The organism is Erwinia wuhanensis (assembly GCF_030484085.1).
GTDB classification, from domain to species: domain Bacteria; phylum Pseudomonadota; class Gammaproteobacteria; order Enterobacterales; family Enterobacteriaceae; genus Erwinia; species Erwinia aeris.
The window spans coordinates 136,024-152,170 of the sequence record NZ_JAUJUH010000005.1 but is presented as its reverse complement, the minus strand read 5'-3'; the positions used below and the strand labels follow the sequence as shown (position 1 = coordinate 152,170).

The following is a 16,147-nucleotide window of genomic DNA, read 5'->3' as shown; positions in this document are numbered from 1 at the left end:
GGCTGTTACTGACTACGAAGATTACTACAGGTATCTATTGTGTTGGCTATCCGGGCTAAGCACCGGATAGCTTTTTTGCGGTTACGCTTAAATAATATCTGTATGACGTACAGATCGTTTATTTAATACTGCTATATTTAAACTGCATTTTAGGAATGCGGACCGTTTCGTCATCTTTTTGTTCAAAAAGCCACAGCGCTGCCGGAGATGAGTTATCACGTTTTTTAAAAGAGAAATCCATCGTTATGGCCCCGTTATTGATTTCTAAAGGCTTATTGAATTTAAACCTGTAGTAGGCGTTATCAGGTCGGTTGCTGATATCGGAACTGGCATCGACACAGTTACCTTCTGAGCAGACACGTAAAGAAACTATGCCTTTAGCTGTTCTGCGATAGTTGGCCATTAACACGTTAACAGTCTTGATTTTGCCATCAGGGGTGTTTATCCCAAACTGCAAATGGTTTTCGCCGTCAAGGTTATAAATAACCCCGTCACGCTTCACGTCACGTTCTTGCGGAATATCAATAGTGGTGTGATAGCGCTCATTAAGCGTGACGTAAATAGTAGCGACAGAGACAACCGACAGGCTGGCCAGGATCAGGGCAGTGGTTTTTTTAGTGAATCTGAGCTGCGGCAACGCATACCCCAGAATGACCAGGGGAATAATAAAATATCTTCCCTGAACGCCATCTATTTCCTCCGTTGGGAAGGTCGACCACTGTACCAGCAGCGCTGCGAAAATTAAGGCAAGCGATACAACAGCCAGTATGGCGATAAGAAATGCAGTCGCGCGGCTTGTTTTTAATTTTCCGGCTATCAGATGTGCCAGTAATGAAGCCACCAGTATTGCAGCGAAAAGGTTACGGATTGTTTTATGAATGGGGGCATCAAGCCATGCCAGGTTGCCTATCAACGAGTTATAGTAAAAGACGAGCTTGTCACCGTTTGTAAAGGTATTGATCGCTATGTTCAGGATGACCAGTGGGTTCTTGACGTAGTAGGCTATTAGCTGTGCATTGCTTAATCCGCCGTGTTTCACCGATGAGGGGTCATAAGAGCTTGTTATCGAATAGCCAATCCAGCCCAGCGTAATCACGGATACGATAAGAAATGCCGCTAAATACGTTTTTTTTCTGGAAATGAAGAACAGCCACAGAGGAATTAATACCATGCAAATTAAATTGGCGCGGCTGCCGATTACAATAATAATGCACAATGCCAGACCTGCCAGGATATAGCGCCAGTTCTTTCCGGTGTTATCCTTTTCACTGTTAAGCAATGCCATAAAAAATGACATGCCCAGGCAGGTAAGCGCCAGACTTATGCCATCAATGGTAGGCGAAAAAATCTGATAAACCGACATCGGCAGGAGTATCAGGCAAAGCGAAAAAAGAGGGATAGGGTATATTCGGTAAGCGGCTAAGAAAATTAAAATACATACGCCAAAGGTAAGGTAATTGATTAGCGCGTAGGTTGAATAAACACTCAGGTTCAGCTTTTCACCTATGTAAAAAGAAACAGCCTGGGGTACATAGACAAAGGGCATATAAAAGGCCGTTGTCGGTAGTCCAATCTCGGCGTTGTTACTGTCCCACTTTAGCGATTTTAACTCTTCAACAAAGTTATCACTTCCTCTGTATGAGTGAGTATTTACATAGTCACCGTATTTCAGCACCGCTTTGCCGAGTGAACCATTAACTTCACCACCGGTAGTACCGTCTTTTCCTATGGGTTCAAGCAAGACATAGCCCTGCGCCAGGCTATTTGCTCTGAAAAGATGTGTCGCTTCATCCGGAGAACCAAAGGGGGGTTTTATGTAAAATACGGCTGACAGCAACAGGAATGAAAATAGCATTACTGCCAGATAAATTGACCTGTTGCTTTTTTTAAAGTATGACCCATTAGCAGTCTGAACTTTTTGTTCCATTTTTATAAGCCTGTCATTATTTTTGTAAAGTATATAGCTCTTCTACATAGCCATCCCGCACCCAACATTTTGAACGGTGTAAAAGCTCAAATCCGCCGGACTCCTCGGTAAAACGCATTACCGTGCGAGGGTGAAAGCACTCGTGATTAATACTAAGAAATCCTTCAGCTACCATTTTCTTTATCTGTGTTAAATATTCCAGAATAAGGTTGTCTGAAATTTCAGGCAGGCTGTCCTGATTCAGGGCATAGGCAAACCTGTTATCATCCTGTTTTTGACACTCCCAGTAAGGCAGCAGCTTTACAGCATTTTCTTTTGGCTCTTCGCCATAGAGTACGACATTGTTTTCGCCAATGGCATGGATAAGATAATGCCCCGCAAGCAAACAGGTAATGGGTAAGTCGAAAATGGTATAATCCTTCACGCCCAGACGAAGGGAATACATAGCTGTTATTCCGAGGCCACCACCAAATTCACAGACTGCTTCCTGCTTTTTATTAATCGCATGTAGCCTGAGCGCGCTATACAGGGCGTTAATATGGCGATAGTGCAAAACGCTCTTGCCGGCTTTGATGCCGTCCGTGTGTATTATGCCCATCGGCGGCTCAATATCTATGCCGATTTTTTGCGCTATGCTGTTCAACACCTCGGTGGGATCCGCGAGCATGTTCTCTCCCCACGGGCCTGATTCCGGGCTTTCGTATCGTAAAACCCCCAGGCTCTCCGCCAGGCTGATAAGTTTATCATAATAGGTTAATGCGATGCTTTCAGGACGTAAATCCTTATTGAAACCGTCAATACAGGTGGTGATACCGCCAAACCAGACATAAGAAGTCCCGAATTCAGCTAAAAAATCGGCCAGTTTTACCGCGTCACGGCTGTCAATAGCGCTCAGCAACTCAGGCAGTTCATTACGTAATAAACCCGTCCATAAGTCTTCACCTTCCCGGCGCAGCGGCGAGGTAGCTTCATCGGCTAAGGCCTTATGATAGGCTTTGATTAAGCGTTCTGCGACCTCTACCCGGTTTGCGATATGGCGAGCAGGTTCGCTGACCAGCGTCAGCGATCCGCTAACGGATTTTATCGGATGAGATAATAGTCTTTCTGTCAGAAAATCATCACTACAGTTAAAAAGGGCCGGGCTTCTTGACTGGGAAATTAAAGATGTTTTTTTTTCAATTTCCTGTGTCAACCGAATATTTTCATTTCTGATATTATTGGTTGTTTCAACATAATGTCTGACCGAGGGGATTTTTAAGAGCAATTTTTTGATTTTTTGACTGGCCATTCCGTTTCTCATTAGCTTAACGTCAGGATTCTTAATAGCGCATTCTAAGTTAATTTTTTAGCAAACACCATTTGTCATAAATTGTTAGCTGCTGATTACTGATTTAAATCAGTATCGCACCGCGCAGCCAGAGAGCATGCCGTCAGGCGTGGTCTGTTCCGCTATGCGTTTTCTTCGACCAGATCCAGCGTTGGCGTTATCACCGTGGCGGGGCCTGGCCTGAAGAGTTGAGCTGACGTATCGGCGACAGACAGGGAGTGCTTCTGGCACAGCATAAAATGCCGCAGCGTCTGCCTTACAGACGCCGGGGAGAAAAGGCGTGGCATGGCTTAATTTCGGATTGTTATTCCTGCCTGCAGAAATAAACCGACGGTCAGCAGCCTGTACACTCTTATTTAAGAATGTCTGCCGGACTGAAATCGCAAATACGCTGATAATCCTGCGCGTTCAGCACCACGGATTTCTCCAGCAGTCCGGCGTTAAACGCAATCTCGCTGTTGCGCTCGCACAGCGTGGGATCGACGACGACTTTCAGCTCATCATGAAAGCTGAAGGGCGGTATCGCACCAAACACGCAGCCGGTCAGCCGATCCACTTCCGCCGGGCTGGCCAGCGAGGCGCGCAGGCCGCCGACCGCTTTTGCTACCTTGCTCAGGTCAGCCTGCTGGTCGGCAGGTAATATCGCCAGAACGTACTGTTTAACGCCGTTGCCTTTGACATGGCACACCAGCGCCTTGGCACCCTGACCGACAGCGGTGCCGCGAATTGCCGCAACTTCTTCACATTTGCCGGTCGGCTCATGCGTCATGATCTTATAACGTGCCTGCTGGCCGTCCAGCAGAGTGATTAACTTGTCAAACGTGCTCATCTTGCTCCCTTCATTAAGAAGGCCGGTTGCCCGACCTTGTTATTTGTTGCTATACCCCGGCTCTGTTACTTATGCCGCTGGCGCAGGTTTTCGATTACCACACTCAGATTAAGATCCTGATCCTGAAGCAGCACCAGCAGGTGATACACCAGGTCGGAAGCCTCGTTAGTCAGCTCATCGCGATCGTTAACGGTGGCCGCCAGCGCGGTTTCCACGCCTTCTTCACCGACCTTCTGCGCGATGCGCTTGGTGCCGCTGGCGTACAGGCTGGCGGTATAGGAACTGGCCGGATCGGCGTGCTTGCGTTCGGCCAGCAGCTGTTCTAGCTGATACAGGAAAGTCCAGTCGGCGGCGGCAGGCGAGAAGCAGCTGCTGGTGCCGCGATGACAGGTTGGCCCAACCGGGTTGACCAGCAGCAGCAGCGTATCGTTATCGCAGTCAGGCGTGATGCTGACGACGTTAAGAAAATGCGCCGAGGTTTCGCCCTTGGTCCACAAACGCTGTTTGGTACGCGACCAGAAGGTCACTTTACCGGTCTCCAGCGTTTTCGCCAGCGCTTCCTGATTCATATAGCCGTGCATCAATACTTCGCCGGAGACGGCGTGCTGCACGATAGCCGGCATCATGCCGTCGGTTTTTGCCCAGTCAAGTTGGGCAAGCTGTTGTTCTGTTAACACGCGCGGATCTCCACACCCTGGTCGAGCAGAAAAGCCTTCAGCTCGCCGATATTAATAATTTGCTTATGGAAAACGCTGGCTGCCAGCGCACCATCGACGTTGGCGTCGCGGAAAGCCTCAAGGAAATGCTCCATGGTGCCCGCGCCGCCGGAAGCAATTAATGGCACCTTGCAGACCTCGCGGACTTTTTGCAGCTGGGTCAGATCGTAGCCGTTACGCACGCCGTCCTGATTCATCATATTCAGCACGATTTCGCCCGCGCCGCGCTGCTGTACTTCCTGTACCCAGTCCAGCGTTTCCCAGGTTGTGACCTGGGTACGCGCTTCATCGCCGGTATACTGATTCACGTGGTATTTGCCGCTTTCGCTGTCGTACCAGGTATCGATACCGACCACGATGCACTGCACGCCAAAGCGATCGGCCAGCCGCGTGATCAGCTCAGGATCGGCCAGCGCCGGTGAGTTAATCGAGATTTTGTCGGCACCGAAAGAGAGGATCTGCGCCGCGTCTTCCGCCGATTTAATACCGCCCGCCACGCAAAAAGGAATATCGATCACTTCCGCTACGCGAGCTACCCAGCTTTTATCCACCACGCGACCGGCCGAAGAGGCGGTAATATCGTAAAATACCAGCTCGTCCGCGCCTTCCTGCGCGTAGCGCTGCGCCAGCGGCACGATATCGCCGATGATCTCATGATTGCGGAACTGCACGCCTTTGACCACCTGGCCGTCACGCACGTCCAGGCAGGGGATTATCCGTTTTGCCAGCATGTTATCGCCTCCGATACGTTGAATTTACCTTCCAGCAGAGCACGGCCGACAATCACGCCCGCAGCGCCACAGCCGCGCAGGGCACGAATATCCTCCAGCGAGCCGATGCCGCCGGAAGATTGAAAGGCGATTTGCGGATAGCGGGCCGAGACTTCACGATACAGCGCCACGTTAGAGCCGCCGAGCGTGCCGTCGCGGGAGATATCGGTGCAAAGCACGTGTTTCAGACCATAAGGCCGGAACTGTTCGATAACATCTTCCAGCGTCACGCCAGCCGCTTCCTGCCAGCCGCTGATCGCTACTTCCTTGCGGTTAGCCGCGTCGATACGCACATCCAGCGCCAGCACGATCGCCTCCGCGCCGTACTGCTTAAACCAGCGCTGCACTTCTTCGGGGTTTTTTACCGCCGTAGAGCCAACCACCACGCGCGTGGCGCCCGCCTCCAGCAGCGCCTCCACATCTTCCCGCGTGCGGATGCCGCCGCCAACCTGTACCGGCACGCCGACGCCCGCCAGCAGGGTTTTCAGCAGCGGGATCTGCCGCGCCGCCGGATCTTTCGCGCCGGTCAAATCGACCAGGTGCAGTACCTGGGCGCCCTGAGCCTCGTATTCCTGCAGGCGCGGCAGAGGATCGCTGCCGTAGTCGCGCTGCTGACCGTAATCGCCCTGATGCAGCCGCACCACTTTTCCTTCAATTAAATCCAATGCGGGAATAATCACTTACATCTCCAGGAAGTTTTTCAGCAGCTGCGCGCCAGCCGCGCCGGAACGTTCCGGATGGAACTGGACGCCGAAGAAGTTATCTTTCTGCACCGCGGCGGTAAAAGGCTCGCCGTAGTTGCACTGCGCGATGGTGCAGGCATTCACCGGCATAGCGTAGCTGTGCACAAAATAAAAGTACGCGCCGTCGGGAATGCCGCGAAACAGATGGTTGCCCGCCTGAGCGGTAATCTGGTTCCAGCCCATATGCGGCAGCGGCAGCCCGCAGTCGTTCATCTGCTCAACCGCTTGATCGATAATCCCCAGCGTGGTGACGCCGTTGCTCTCCTCGCTGTGCGAGCCAAGCAGCTGCATCCCCAGGCAGATCCCCAGCACCGGCTGGGTACAGGCTTTAATCAGCTCGATCAGCTCGCGCTCGCGTAGCTGGTCCATCGCCGCCTGTGCCGTGCCCACGCCCGGCAGCAGCAGCTTGTCGGCCTGCAGTACAACGTCGGCCTCGCGGCTGACCACCGGCTCATAGCCCAGGCGCTGGATCGCCCACTTGACGGAAGAGAGGTTGGCGCAGCCGGTATCCAGGATCACCACGTTCATTACAGCACTCCTTTCGAGCTGGGCAGGGTGTTGCCTTCCACGCGGATCGCCTGGCGCAGCGTGCGGCCAAAGGCTTTAAACAGGCTCTCCACGCGGTGGTGATCGTTCTTGCCTTTGGTTTTCAGGTGCAGCGTGCTGGCCATGGTATAGGAAAGCGAGCGGAAGAAGTGTTCCACCATCTCGGTGCTGAGATCGCCCACGCGCTGATAGCTGAACTCGGCTTTATATTCCAGGTGCGGACGGCCGGAGATATCGAGCGCGCAGCGCGCCAGGCACTCGTCCATCGGCAGCACAAAGCCGAAGCGGCCGATGCCGCGCTTGTCGCCCAGCGCTTTCAGCAGCGCCTCGCCCAGCGCCAGGCCGGTGTCTTCCACCGTGTGGTGATCGTCGATATAGAGATCGCCTTTCACCTCAATATTCATGCGGAAGCCGCCGTGGGTGGCGATCTGATCCAGCATATGGTCAAAGAAGCCCACGCCGGTATTGAACTGGCTGTTGCCTTCGCGATCCAGCCAGACCTCTACTTTAATCTGTGTCTCTTTGGTGTTGCGGTTCACCAGCGCGTGACGATCGCGTTTGGTCAGCTGCTGCTGAATACCCTGCCAGTTAAGGCCTTCCTTAGAGTAGTGCAGCCCCTGAATGCCCATATTACTTGCCAGCTGCAGGTCGGTGGTGCGATCGCCGATAACATAGCTGTTAGCGGTATCCAGCACGCCTTCCGCCAGCCATGCCGTGACCAGTTTGGTTTTCGGTTTACGGCAGTCGCAGCCGTCTTCCGGCAGATGCGGACAGATCAGCACGTCATCAAAGCGGATGCCCTGCGAGCTTAAAACCTGCATCATCAGCTGGTGCGGGCCGTCAAAATCCGCCTGCGGGAAGCTGGCGGTACCCAGCCCGTCCTGATTGGTGATCATCACCAGTCGATAACCGGCATTTTGCAGCGCCAGCAGGGCAGGGATCACGTCCGGCTCAAAGGCCAGCTTCTCCATGCGGTCAACCTGATAATCTTCCGGCGGTTCGGCGATAATCGTTCCGTCGCGATCGATAAAAAGAACTTTCTGGCTCATGCTTGCTCCATGGATGCGGACGCGCCGGATAACTTTTGCAGCGCGGAGATAACGCGGTCACACTCTTCAGCCGTGCCGACGGAGATGCGCAGGCAGCCCGCCAGTCCCGGCTGTTTGTTCTGGTCACGCAGAATAATGCCCTGATCCCACAAGGTTTTAAAGACCAGCGCGGAGTCAGTGAAGCGGGCCAGCACGTAGTTGGTCTCGCTGGGGAATACTTTTTCCACGCAGCGGCAGTCGCGCAGATCGCTAATCAGCTTGTCACGCGTCGCCAGCAGCTCGCCAACGTGCTCTTTCATCAGGGCGACGCCCTGTTCGCTCAGCGCCTGGGCAGCGATATCGGCTACCGGCGTGGAAAGCGGGTAAGGCGCGATAACTTTTAATAGCAGCGCAATAACTTCGGCGTTGGCCAGCGTAAAGCCGCAGCGCAGTCCGGCCAGCGCAAACGCCTTGGAGAGCGTACGCAGGATCACCAGGTGCGGATATTCCTTCAGCCAGCCGGTCAGCGTCGCCGTCGGGCAGAACTCTATATAGGCTTCGTCTGCTATCACCAGCGCCTTGCCGCGCGTCATCTCCAGCAGCTGGCGGATGGCCTCCGGCTTCACCAGGTTGCCGGTAGGATTGTTTGGGCTGCACACGTAAACCAGCTTCACGCCGTCAAGTTTTTCAGCAATGGCGGACAGGTTAAGCTGCCAGCCCTCCTGCGCGGGCACGGTGCGGTATTCCACGCCCAGCGTTTCGGCGCTGACGCTGTACATGCCGTAGGTCGGCGGGCAGAACAGCACGGCGTCTTTGCCCGGCTCGCAAAATGCGCGCATCAGCAGCTCGATGCCTTCGTCCGCGCCACGGCTGACCAGCACCTGCTCCGGCGACAAACCCGCATAGGCCGCATAGCGCTCAATTACGGCTTTCGGCTGGCACTCGGGATAGCGGTTCAGCGTCTGCTGGCGGAGGTCGAACGGCACCGCCAGCGGATACTCATTGGCGTTGAGCCAGACATCGCCGCTGCCGCCAAGACGACGAGCGGACTGATAGGGCGTCAGCTGGCGCACGTTGGCGCGGGCGAGATCTTCAATCTTGCTCATTGCTTCTCCTTCAGCGCGGCAACGCGCAGCGTCACGGCGTTTTTGTGGGCGGTCAGCTGCTCGGCGGCGGCCAGGGTTTCAATGGTCGGCGCCAGATTTAAAAAGCCCTGCGGCGTCAGCTCCTGCACCGTCATCCGCTTCTGGAAATCGGCCAGACCCAGGCTCGAACAGGTCGCCGTAAAGCCATAGGTCGGCAGCACGTGATTGGTGCCGGAGGCGTAATCGCCGGCGGATTCCGGCGACCAGTCGCCCAGAAACACGGAACCGGCGCTGGTGATGTCTGCAACCAGATCGCGCGCCTGGCGCGTCTGGATAATCAGGTGTTCCGGCCCGTAGCGGTTGCTGATTTCAACGCACTGCGCCAAATCTTTCGCCACGATCAGGCGGCTGGCGGCCAGCGCCTGACGAGCCGTTTCGGCGCGCGGCAGGCTGGCCAGCTGCTTTTCTACCGCGTCGGCGACCGCTTCGGCCATCTGGCGATCGGGCGTCAGCAGGATCACCTGCGAATCGGGGCCGTGCTCCGCCTGAGAAAGCAGATCGGAGGCGACAAAATCCGGCGTGGCTGCACCATCCGCAATCACCAGCACCTCGGAAGGGCCGGCAGGCATGTCGATCGCCGCGCCGTCAAGACGCTGGCTGACCTGACGTTTCGCTTCGGTCACCCAGGCGTTGCCCGGCCCGAAGATTTTATCGACCTTCGGCACGGATGCGGTGCCCAGCGCCATGGCGGCGATAGCCTGCGCGCCGCCGACCTGAAACACCTCCTGCACGCCACACAGCTTAGCGGCATATAAAATTTCGTCGGCGATCGGCGGCGGCGAGCAGAGCACCACGCGCTTGCAGCCGGCAATGCGGGCGGGGGTCGCCAGCATCAGCACGGTAGAGAAGAGCGGGGCAGAACCGCCGGGAATATACAGGCCGACGGACGCTACGGGACGGGTGATCTGCTGACAGCGCACGCCGGGCTGGGTTTCAATATCCACTTCCGGCAGCTTTTGTGCCTGGTGAAATTTATCGATATTGGCGACCGCCACCGCCATCGCCTGTTTGACCTCATCGCCAAGCCGCGCTGACGCCGCATCTATCTCTTCGCTGGTGACGCGCAGCGCCTCAACTTCGGTCTTGTCAAAAGCGGCGCTGTAGTAGCGCAACGCCTCGTCGCCTTCCGCTTTTACCTTTTCCAGGATAGCGCGCACGCTGGCGGTAATGTTTTCAGAAGCGGAGATAGCCGGACGAGTCAGCAGCACCTGCTGTTCTTCGGCGCTGCACGCCTGCCAGTCAATCGGGGTCATCATCGCTTACTCCATCATCTTCTCAATAGGCAGCACGAGGATGGAGCTGGCGCCCAGCGCTTTCAGTTTCTCCATCGTTTCCCAGAACAGCGTTTCGCTGCTCACCATGTGCATGGCGACGCGGCTCTTGTCGCCCGCCAGCGGCAGAACGGTTGGACGCTCCGCGCCCGGCAGCAGAGCGATGATATCTTCCAGACGCTCGCTCGGCGCGTGCAGCATGATGTACTTGGATTCACGTGCCTGGATGACGCCCTGAATGCGGGTCATCAGCTTGTCGATTAGCTCCTGCTTGGCGGCAGGCATTTCGCCGTCGCGCTGGATCAGACAGGCTTTAGAGCGGTAAATAACTTCGACTTCGCGCAGGCCGTTGGCTTCCAGCGTCGCGCCGGTGGAAACCAGGTCGCAAATGGCGTCGGCCAGGCCGGCGCGAGGTGCCACTTCGACGGAGCCGTTCAGCAGGCAGGATTTAAAAGCGACGCCCTGTTTGTCGAGATACTTTTTCAGCAGGTGAGGATAAGAGGTGGCGATACGGGCATTTTGCAAACACTGCGGGCCGGTATATTCATCATCAACCGACATCGCCAGCGACAGGCGGCAGCCGCCGAAATCAAGACGGCGTAGCAGGGCATAACGAGGATCTTCGCCCTGCGCGCGGCGGGTCAGCAGCTCTTCTTCCAGCACGTTTTCGCCGATAATGCCCAGGTCCACGACGCCATCCATCACCAGCCCCGGAATATCGTCATCACGCACGCGCAGGATGTCGATCGGCATGTTCTCGGCAAAGGCGATCAGACGCTGCTGCTGCAGGTTGATTTTGATGCCGCAGCGGGCCAGCAGCTCGCGTGATTCATCGCTTAAACGGCCTGATTTCTGCATAGCTATGCGTAAACGTTTGTTATCTAACATCGGTGCTTATCCTCTTTTCCTGTCTGCTCGATTTAACCGGCCAGCGTTGTTCATCCTTTCAGGCCCGGGCCTGCGCCCATAAAAAAAGCCCCCGGAAGGCGATCTTCCGGGGGCTTTTTTTGCGTTCTGCACCGCTGGAAGATCTGAATGTCTCCCAGCACACATCGCCTGAAAGACTAGTCAGGATGATGGTGATGATGGTGGTTGAACTGAACGCGTGTCATAGTCTTCTCAAATAGGGGTGAATGATTATTCATTTCGTGACCAATAACCTAACTCAGGACAAATGTCGGGCGCAACACTTTTTTATCATTGATGACAGATAAAAAGGCTTAACCGATTGTTGTTGACGAAAGGCTGGCGTAGTTTTAGGGCATGGTTGAGAAAGCAGGGAACAAAGATGAAAAAAGTGGCGATTGTAGGACTGGGCTGGCTGGGTATGCCGCTGGGGCTGGCGATGACGGCGCGAGGCTGGCAGGTCACCGGCAGCAAAACCACGGCTGATGGCGTGGAGGCGGCGCGCATGTGCGGGCTGGAAAGCGTGCTGCTGACGCTGACGCCGGAACTGGAGTGCGATCCCGACGATCTTGACGCGCTGCTGGACGTGGAGGCGTTGGTCATCACCTTACCTGCCAGCCGCACGGCGGAGGGCGGCGAAAATTATCTGCTGGCGGTTCAGCAAATCGTGGACAGCGCGCTGGCGGCAAACGTGCCGCGCATTGTTTTTACCAGTTCCACCTCTGTTTACGGCAGTGGAAACGGCGAGATGAATGAAGACAGCCCGCTTGAGCCGGTTACGGTAGCGGGCAAGACGCTGAAAGAGCTGGAAACCTGGCTACATAATCTGCCGGGCACCTCGGTAGATATTCTGCGGCTGTCCGGCCTGGTGGGGCCGCAGCGGCATCCGGGCCGCTTCCTGGCGGGTAAAACCGATTTAGGCGACGGCTCACACGGCGTTAATCTGGTGCACCTGGAAGATGTGGTTGCCGCTATTATCCTGCTGCTGGAAAACGGCGAAGGTGGAAGAACTTATAACCTGAGCGCGCCGCATCATCCTGCCCGCAAAGATTTTTATCCGGCGGTTGCCCGCCAGCTGGGGCTGACGCCGCCGACGTTTCTTGCAGAAGCAAACGTCGCCACGGGCAAGATTATCAACGGCGAGCGTATCTGCAAGGAGCTGGGTTTCAGCTACCGCTATCCCGATCCATTGAAAATGCCGTTACGGTAATCAAACCCCCAATCGGTCCCTCAGCGCATACCAGGCGGCGCCCAGCGCCGTCAGAGGCGCGCGCAGACGGCGACCGCCCGGGAAAGGCAGATGCGGCAGGCGGGCGAACGCATCAAAGCGTTTTGGCTCGCCCTGCAACGCTTCACAAACCAGCTTGCCCGCCAGATGCGTCCAGGTCACGCCGTGCCCGCTGTCGCCCTGCATATAGTAAACGCCGTTTTCCAGCCTGCCGATCTGCGGCATACGGGACAGCGTCAGCAAAAAGTTCCCGCTCCAGGCATAATCAAATTTTATTCCCTCCAGCTGTGGAAAGGTCTTTAGCAGCCTGGGCCGGATCAGCTCGTGGATGTTGCCCGGCTCGCGCGCGCCATAGCTCACGCCGCCGCCATACAGCAGGCGGTTGTCGGCCGTCAGGCGATAGTAATCCAACAGATAGTTACGGTCTTCTACACAGTAGTTGTCCGGCAGCAGCGCCAGCGCCTTATCGCGTGAGAGCGGTTCCGTGACGACGATCTGCGAGCTACAGGGCAGGCTCTTGCTCGACAGTCTGGGTTCCAGCTGCGGCGCCAGATAGGCATTACCGGCAAAAATAACGTATTTAGCCAGTACGCTACCCTGAGCCGTCCTGACGCGATGCGGCGTGCCGTAGGTCACGGCGGTCGCCTCTGACTCTTCATAAATCCTGCCGCCGTGACGGCGAATCGCCTCCGCTTCGCCCAGCGCAAGATTCAGAGGATGCAGATGACCGCCGCTGCGATCCAGCAGGCCGCCGACATAGCGTTCGCTGGCGATTTTACGCCGGATGCCCAGCTCGTCCAGCAGCTCCAGCTGATGATTGCCATAGTGCTGCCAGCGTTGGTGCTGCTGCTTTAAATGGCTAAACTGACGGCTGTTAAGCGCGGCAAAAACGCCGCCGGGCCGGTAGTCGCAGCTAATGGCGTAGCGATCGATACGGTCGCGGATCGCCGCTGCGCCTTCAAACATCATGCTGCCCAGCAGTCGTGCGCTTTCTTTGCCGTAGCGGCGCTCAATAACGTCAATATCACGGCTGTAGGAGTTAACCACCTGCCCGCCGTTACGGCCGCTGGCACCAAAGCCAACCCTGGCCGCTTCCAACACCACCACGTCATAACCCGCTTCGGTAAGGTAGAGCGCCGAGGAAAGGCCGGTAAAACCGCCGCCGATGATGCAGACGTCGCAGAGAATATCATCCGTCAGCCGCGGCCAGCGGTCATGAGGATTGGCCGTAGCGGCGTAATAGCTCTGCACATGTTCCATAGCTTTCTCCAACAAAAAGCGCGAAGCGGCGTCAACTGGCGATCAAAAGGTGGTTGGGGTATGCGCGCTGACGATCCGGCAGGGCTGCGCAGAGGTGTTATTAAAGCTGTGGGGATGGCCGGTATCGATAACGTAGCTTTGGCCAGCCCGAAGCTGATAGCGCTGGCCGTCGACGGTTAAGGTGATTTCGCCTTCCAGCAGCGTACCGATCTCTTCACCCTGATGACGAATTTTTTCGGTTGTCGCGCCGGGTTCATAGGTTTCTAACATCATCGCCAGCGTCCGCTCGGGGCTGCCGTTATGGATCAACCGCAGCGATACCCCCTGGCTGCCAATATCAATCAGCTCATTTGCCTCTATTACCACCTTTGGCCTGTCAGGCTGGACCGGCTCGGAAAAGAATTCGGAAAGGGAGAGGCCATAAACTTTTAACAGCTTCTGTAATGTACCGACGGCTGGACTGACCTTGTCCTGTTCGATAGTGCTGATGGCGCTGTGCGTCAGGCCGGAAAGCTCGGCCACGCGCCGCTGCGACAGGCCCTGCTGCTGGCGGATTTCAGCCAGGCGGCGGCCGGGGGCCAGAGAAATATCGCTCATCGACGGGTTTCCTTTTGCTGCCGAAAAAACGCACGTAAAGGCGTTAATAAATAGTCTTCCTTAAGGTCAAAGCCAGCATACCCGGTTGGGTTTTGCCATGCCGGGCAGGCATCGGGAAGCGCCGTCGTCAGGGCCTGTTTGCTGAGGCTTGCCTGATACATTATTACGTCAATCAAGGGGTTGTTCGAAATAATGCCCATCCCAACTCTCCGTCCGGTTTTAGTGAGCGCGGAAAGGCAGGACGGATCCGTGCCTTATCCAGCCAATCTGGCACTCTGCAAGGCAATATGCAAAAGATTTTGCCTGGAAAATAAACTCTGTCATAACATTTGCCGCGCTCAATAGTTGACGCTATGTTAAGAAGGCGGCGCTTATTTTGAGCGGCGCGCAAACATCAGACTGAGCGAAGGCGGGTGGCATCATGACCAATATCGTCGAAGTGGAAGATTTTACGCGGCATGGCGAGCGAACCAGCGCGTTCCAGCTTGAAGTAGAAACTTATCTGGAACGCTATCCTGAAACACAGCATGTTGATGTTCTGCTTAATGATTTAAACGGTGTTTTTCGCGGCAAACGCCTCCCGATCGGCAGTTTGCTCAGGCTGGAAAAAGGCTGTTATTTTCCCGCTTCCGTCTATGCCATGGATATTCTCGGCAACACGGTGGAAGAGGCCGGACTTGGCCAGGCGCTGGGTGAACCGGATAATATCTGCTTTCCCGTCGAAGGCACGCTGACTCCCTCCGCAACCGATCCGCAGCGCCTGGCGCAGCTTTTGCTGACCATGCGTAATCAAGATGGTACTCCCTTTGACGTTGAACCCCGGAATGTCCTGAATCACCTTTGGCAGCAGTTGCGCAATCGGGGGTTATTTCCGGTGGTAGCGGTAGAGCTGGAGTTCTATCTCGTCGATAAAAAACGCGATGCGGAAGGCGCCATTCAGCCGCCGTGCTCGCCGGGCAGCGACGATCGTAACCGGCAAAGCCAGGTTTATTCGGTTGATAATCTCGACTGTTTTGCCGCCGTGCTCAATGATATCGACAGGCTGGCCAGACTGCAGGGTATTCCGGCCGACGGCGCGCTGGCGGAAGCCTCGCCAGGCCAGTTTGAAATCAATCTGCGCCATACCCGCAACGTGCTCAGCGCCTGCGATCATGCCGTGCAGCTGAAGCGGCTAATCCGTCAGGTGGCAGAAAATCACGGGATGAACGCTACCTTTATGGCAAAACCCTACGAGGCCTGGGCCGGTAGCGGAATGCACGTTCATATCAGCCTGCTGGACGCCGCCGATCATAACGCCTTTATCACCGATGACGGCAGCGATTCGCCCCTGCTGAAGCGAGCGCTGGCCGGGATGATCGATCTGATGCCCGCCTCCATGGCGTTGCTGGCGCCTAACGTTAATGCCTATCGTCGCTTTTTACCGGAAGCCTTTGTGCCTCTACAGGCATCATGGGGGCACAACAACCGTACGGTAGCGTTGCGTATTCCCTGTGGCGAAGCGGAAAACCATCGCGTGGAGTACCGCGTGGCAGGCGCGGATGCCAATCCTTATCTGGTGGTCGCCGCGGTGCTGGCGGGCATTCTGCACGGCATCGATAATCAGCTGCCGCTGCCGTCGGCCATTACCGGCAACGGCCATGAAGCCGACGGCAGACCGTTGCCGATCAGGCAAAGCGATGCGCTGGACGAATTTGCCCAAAGCTCTCCGCTGCAAAAGCTGCTGGGCGAGCGCTTTGGGTTTGTCTGGCACAGCTGCAAACATCATGAACTGATGCATTTTGAACGGCTGATCACCGCCACAGAAATCGACTGGATGTTGAAAAATGCCTGACGTTTCCTGTAAAGAAATGGCGC

At 55.7% G+C, this 16,147-nt stretch carries 17 protein-coding genes and 1 other annotated feature; of the genes, 2 read left to right on the top strand and 15 right to left on the bottom strand.

The window, feature by feature from the left end; all coding sequences use genetic code 11:
- Positions 1-118 precede the first annotated feature (118 nt).
- The 12 genes from QZH36_RS13580 to hisL form a co-directional block, all read right to left on the bottom strand.
- On the bottom strand, positions 119-1,927 hold the full coding sequence (locus QZH36_RS13580; RefSeq protein ID WP_301730455.1) for a DUF2142 domain-containing protein: 1,809 nt from the start codon (positions 1,925-1,927) through the stop codon (positions 119-121).
- A 16-nt stretch (positions 1,928-1,943) separates the two neighbouring features.
- A complete protein-coding gene (locus tag QZH36_RS13575) occupies positions 1,944-3,215 on the bottom strand; it encodes a putative sugar O-methyltransferase (protein ID WP_301730454.1) in 1,272 nt (423 codons plus the stop codon).
- 391 nt (positions 3,216-3,606) lie between these two features.
- Positions 3,607-4,083 carry a YbaK/prolyl-tRNA synthetase associated domain-containing protein gene (locus tag QZH36_RS13570; RefSeq protein WP_301730453.1) on the bottom strand — a complete coding sequence of 159 codons (477 nt, stop codon included), beginning with the start codon at positions 4,081-4,083 and terminating at the stop codon, positions 3,607-3,609.
- Between the two features lie 65 nt (positions 4,084-4,148).
- Entirely contained in the window at positions 4,149-4,760 is a 612-nt protein-coding gene (gene hisIE / locus QZH36_RS13565) for a bifunctional phosphoribosyl-AMP cyclohydrolase/phosphoribosyl-ATP diphosphatase HisIE (RefSeq protein ID WP_301730451.1), read from the bottom strand.
- On the bottom strand, positions 4,754-5,530 hold the full coding sequence (gene hisF / locus QZH36_RS13560) for an imidazole glycerol phosphate synthase subunit HisF (protein ID WP_301251098.1): 777 nt from the start codon (positions 5,528-5,530) through the stop codon (positions 4,754-4,756). The genes hisIE and hisF overlap by 7 nt, the downstream gene beginning before the upstream one ends.
- Entirely contained in the window at positions 5,512-6,249 is a 738-nt protein-coding gene (gene hisA / locus QZH36_RS13555; protein ID WP_301730448.1) for a 1-(5-phosphoribosyl)-5-[(5-phosphoribosylamino)methylideneamino]imidazole-4-carboxamide isomerase, read from the bottom strand. The genes hisF and hisA overlap by 19 nt, the downstream gene beginning before the upstream one ends.
- Entirely contained in the window at positions 6,250-6,840 is a 591-nt protein-coding gene (gene hisH, locus QZH36_RS13550; RefSeq protein ID WP_253460124.1) for an imidazole glycerol phosphate synthase subunit HisH, read from the bottom strand.
- Positions 6,840-7,907: a bifunctional histidinol-phosphatase/imidazoleglycerol-phosphate dehydratase HisB gene (hisB, locus tag QZH36_RS13545; protein ID WP_253460129.1), complete on the bottom strand. Its 1,068-nt coding sequence runs from the start codon at positions 7,905-7,907 to the stop codon at positions 6,840-6,842. The genes hisH and hisB overlap by 1 nt, the downstream gene beginning before the upstream one ends.
- Complete coding sequence (gene hisC / locus QZH36_RS13540; protein WP_301251096.1) at positions 7,904-8,992, bottom strand: histidinol-phosphate transaminase; 1,089 nt, start codon at positions 8,990-8,992, stop codon at positions 7,904-7,906. The genes hisB and hisC overlap by 4 nt, the downstream gene beginning before the upstream one ends.
- Positions 8,989-10,284 (bottom strand): histidinol dehydrogenase, encoded by a 1,296-nt coding sequence (gene hisD / locus QZH36_RS13535; protein ID WP_301730552.1) that lies wholly within the window; start codon positions 10,282-10,284, stop codon positions 8,989-8,991. The genes hisC and hisD overlap by 4 nt, the downstream gene beginning before the upstream one ends.
- Before the next feature lie 6 nt (positions 10,285-10,290).
- Entirely contained in the window at positions 10,291-11,190 is a 900-nt protein-coding gene (gene hisG, locus QZH36_RS13530) for an ATP phosphoribosyltransferase (RefSeq protein ID WP_125288103.1), read from the bottom strand.
- 79 nt (positions 11,191-11,269) lie between these two features.
- Positions 11,270-11,391, bottom strand: a sequence feature (His leader region).
- Positions 11,367-11,414 carry a his operon leader peptide gene (gene hisL, locus QZH36_RS13525; protein ID WP_100396937.1) on the bottom strand — a complete coding sequence of 16 codons (48 nt, stop codon included), beginning with the start codon at positions 11,412-11,414 and terminating at the stop codon, positions 11,367-11,369. (Overlaps the previous feature by 25 nt.)
- 176 nt (positions 11,415-11,590) lie before the next feature.
- Here hisL and QZH36_RS13520 point away from each other — a divergent pair, with 176 nt between their 5' ends.
- The gene (locus tag QZH36_RS13520; RefSeq protein ID WP_301730444.1) at positions 11,591-12,418 is read left to right on the top strand and encodes an SDR family oxidoreductase; all 828 of its coding nucleotides are present in this window, start codon (positions 11,591-11,593) and stop codon (positions 12,416-12,418) included.
- Here QZH36_RS13520 and QZH36_RS13515 read toward each other — a convergent pair whose 3' ends face one another.
- Genes QZH36_RS13515 through QZH36_RS13505 form a run of 3 tightly spaced genes read right to left on the bottom strand, consistent with a single transcriptional unit; the run spans position 12,419 to position 14,493 of the window.
- A complete protein-coding gene (locus QZH36_RS13515; RefSeq protein WP_301730443.1) occupies positions 12,419-13,696 on the bottom strand; it encodes an NAD(P)/FAD-dependent oxidoreductase in 1,278 nt (425 codons plus the stop codon). It lies immediately after the preceding gene.
- Positions 13,697-13,738: 42 nt separating this feature from the next.
- Entirely contained in the window at positions 13,739-14,293 is a 555-nt protein-coding gene (gene puuR, locus QZH36_RS13510) for an HTH-type transcriptional regulator PuuR (protein ID WP_301730441.1), read from the bottom strand.
- The gene (locus QZH36_RS13505) at positions 14,290-14,493 is read right to left on the bottom strand and encodes a hypothetical protein (RefSeq protein ID WP_253460152.1); all 204 of its coding nucleotides are present in this window, start codon (positions 14,491-14,493) and stop codon (positions 14,290-14,292) included. Before QZH36_RS13505 ends, puuR begins: the two co-directional genes overlap by 4 nt.
- Positions 14,494-14,711: 218 nt before the next feature.
- Between QZH36_RS13505 and QZH36_RS13500 the strand changes: the two genes are divergently transcribed.
- A complete protein-coding gene (locus QZH36_RS13500) occupies positions 14,712-16,124 on the top strand; it encodes a glutamine synthetase family protein (RefSeq protein WP_253461276.1) in 1,413 nt (470 codons plus the stop codon).
- The last annotated feature ends 23 nt before the right edge of the window (positions 16,125-16,147 follow it).

Coding starts and splice junctions, on each gene's coding strand:
- QZH36_RS13580 (WP_301730455.1), bottom strand. CDS start 1,927: ATGGAACAAAAAGTTCAGACTGCTAATGGGTCATACTTTAAAAAAAGC.
- QZH36_RS13575 (WP_301730454.1), bottom strand. CDS start 3,215: ATGGCCAGTCAAAAAATCAAAAAATTGCTCTTAAAAATCCCCTCGGTC.
- QZH36_RS13570 (WP_301730453.1), bottom strand. CDS start 4,083: ATGAGCACGTTTGACAAGTTAATCACTCTGCTGGACGGCCAGCAGGCA.
- hisF (WP_301251098.1), bottom strand. CDS start 5,530: ATGCTGGCAAAACGGATAATCCCCTGCCTGGACGTGCGTGACGGCCAG.
- hisH (WP_253460124.1), bottom strand. CDS start 6,840: ATGAACGTGGTGATCCTGGATACCGGCTGCGCCAACCTCTCTTCCGTC.
- hisB (WP_253460129.1), bottom strand. CDS start 7,907: ATGAGCCAGAAAGTTCTTTTTATCGATCGCGACGGAACGATTATCGCC.
- hisC (WP_301251096.1), bottom strand. CDS start 8,992: ATGAGCAAGATTGAAGATCTCGCCCGCGCCAACGTGCGCCAGCTGACG.
- hisD (WP_301730552.1), bottom strand. CDS start 10,284: ATGACCCCGATTGACTGGCAGGCGTGCAGCGCCGAAGAACAGCAGGTG.
- hisG (WP_125288103.1), bottom strand. CDS start 11,190: ATGTTAGATAACAAACGTTTACGCATAGCTATGCAGAAATCAGGCCGT.
- QZH36_RS13520 (WP_301730444.1), top strand. CDS start 11,591: ATGAAAAAAGTGGCGATTGTAGGACTGGGCTGGCTGGGTATGCCGCTG.
- QZH36_RS13515 (WP_301730443.1), bottom strand. CDS start 13,696: ATGGAACATGTGCAGAGCTATTACGCCGCTACGGCCAATCCTCATGAC.
- puuR (WP_301730441.1), bottom strand. CDS start 14,293: ATGAGCGATATTTCTCTGGCCCCCGGCCGCCGCCTGGCTGAAATCCGC.
- QZH36_RS13505 (WP_253460152.1), bottom strand. CDS start 14,493: ATGGGCATTATTTCGAACAACCCCTTGATTGACGTAATAATGTATCAG.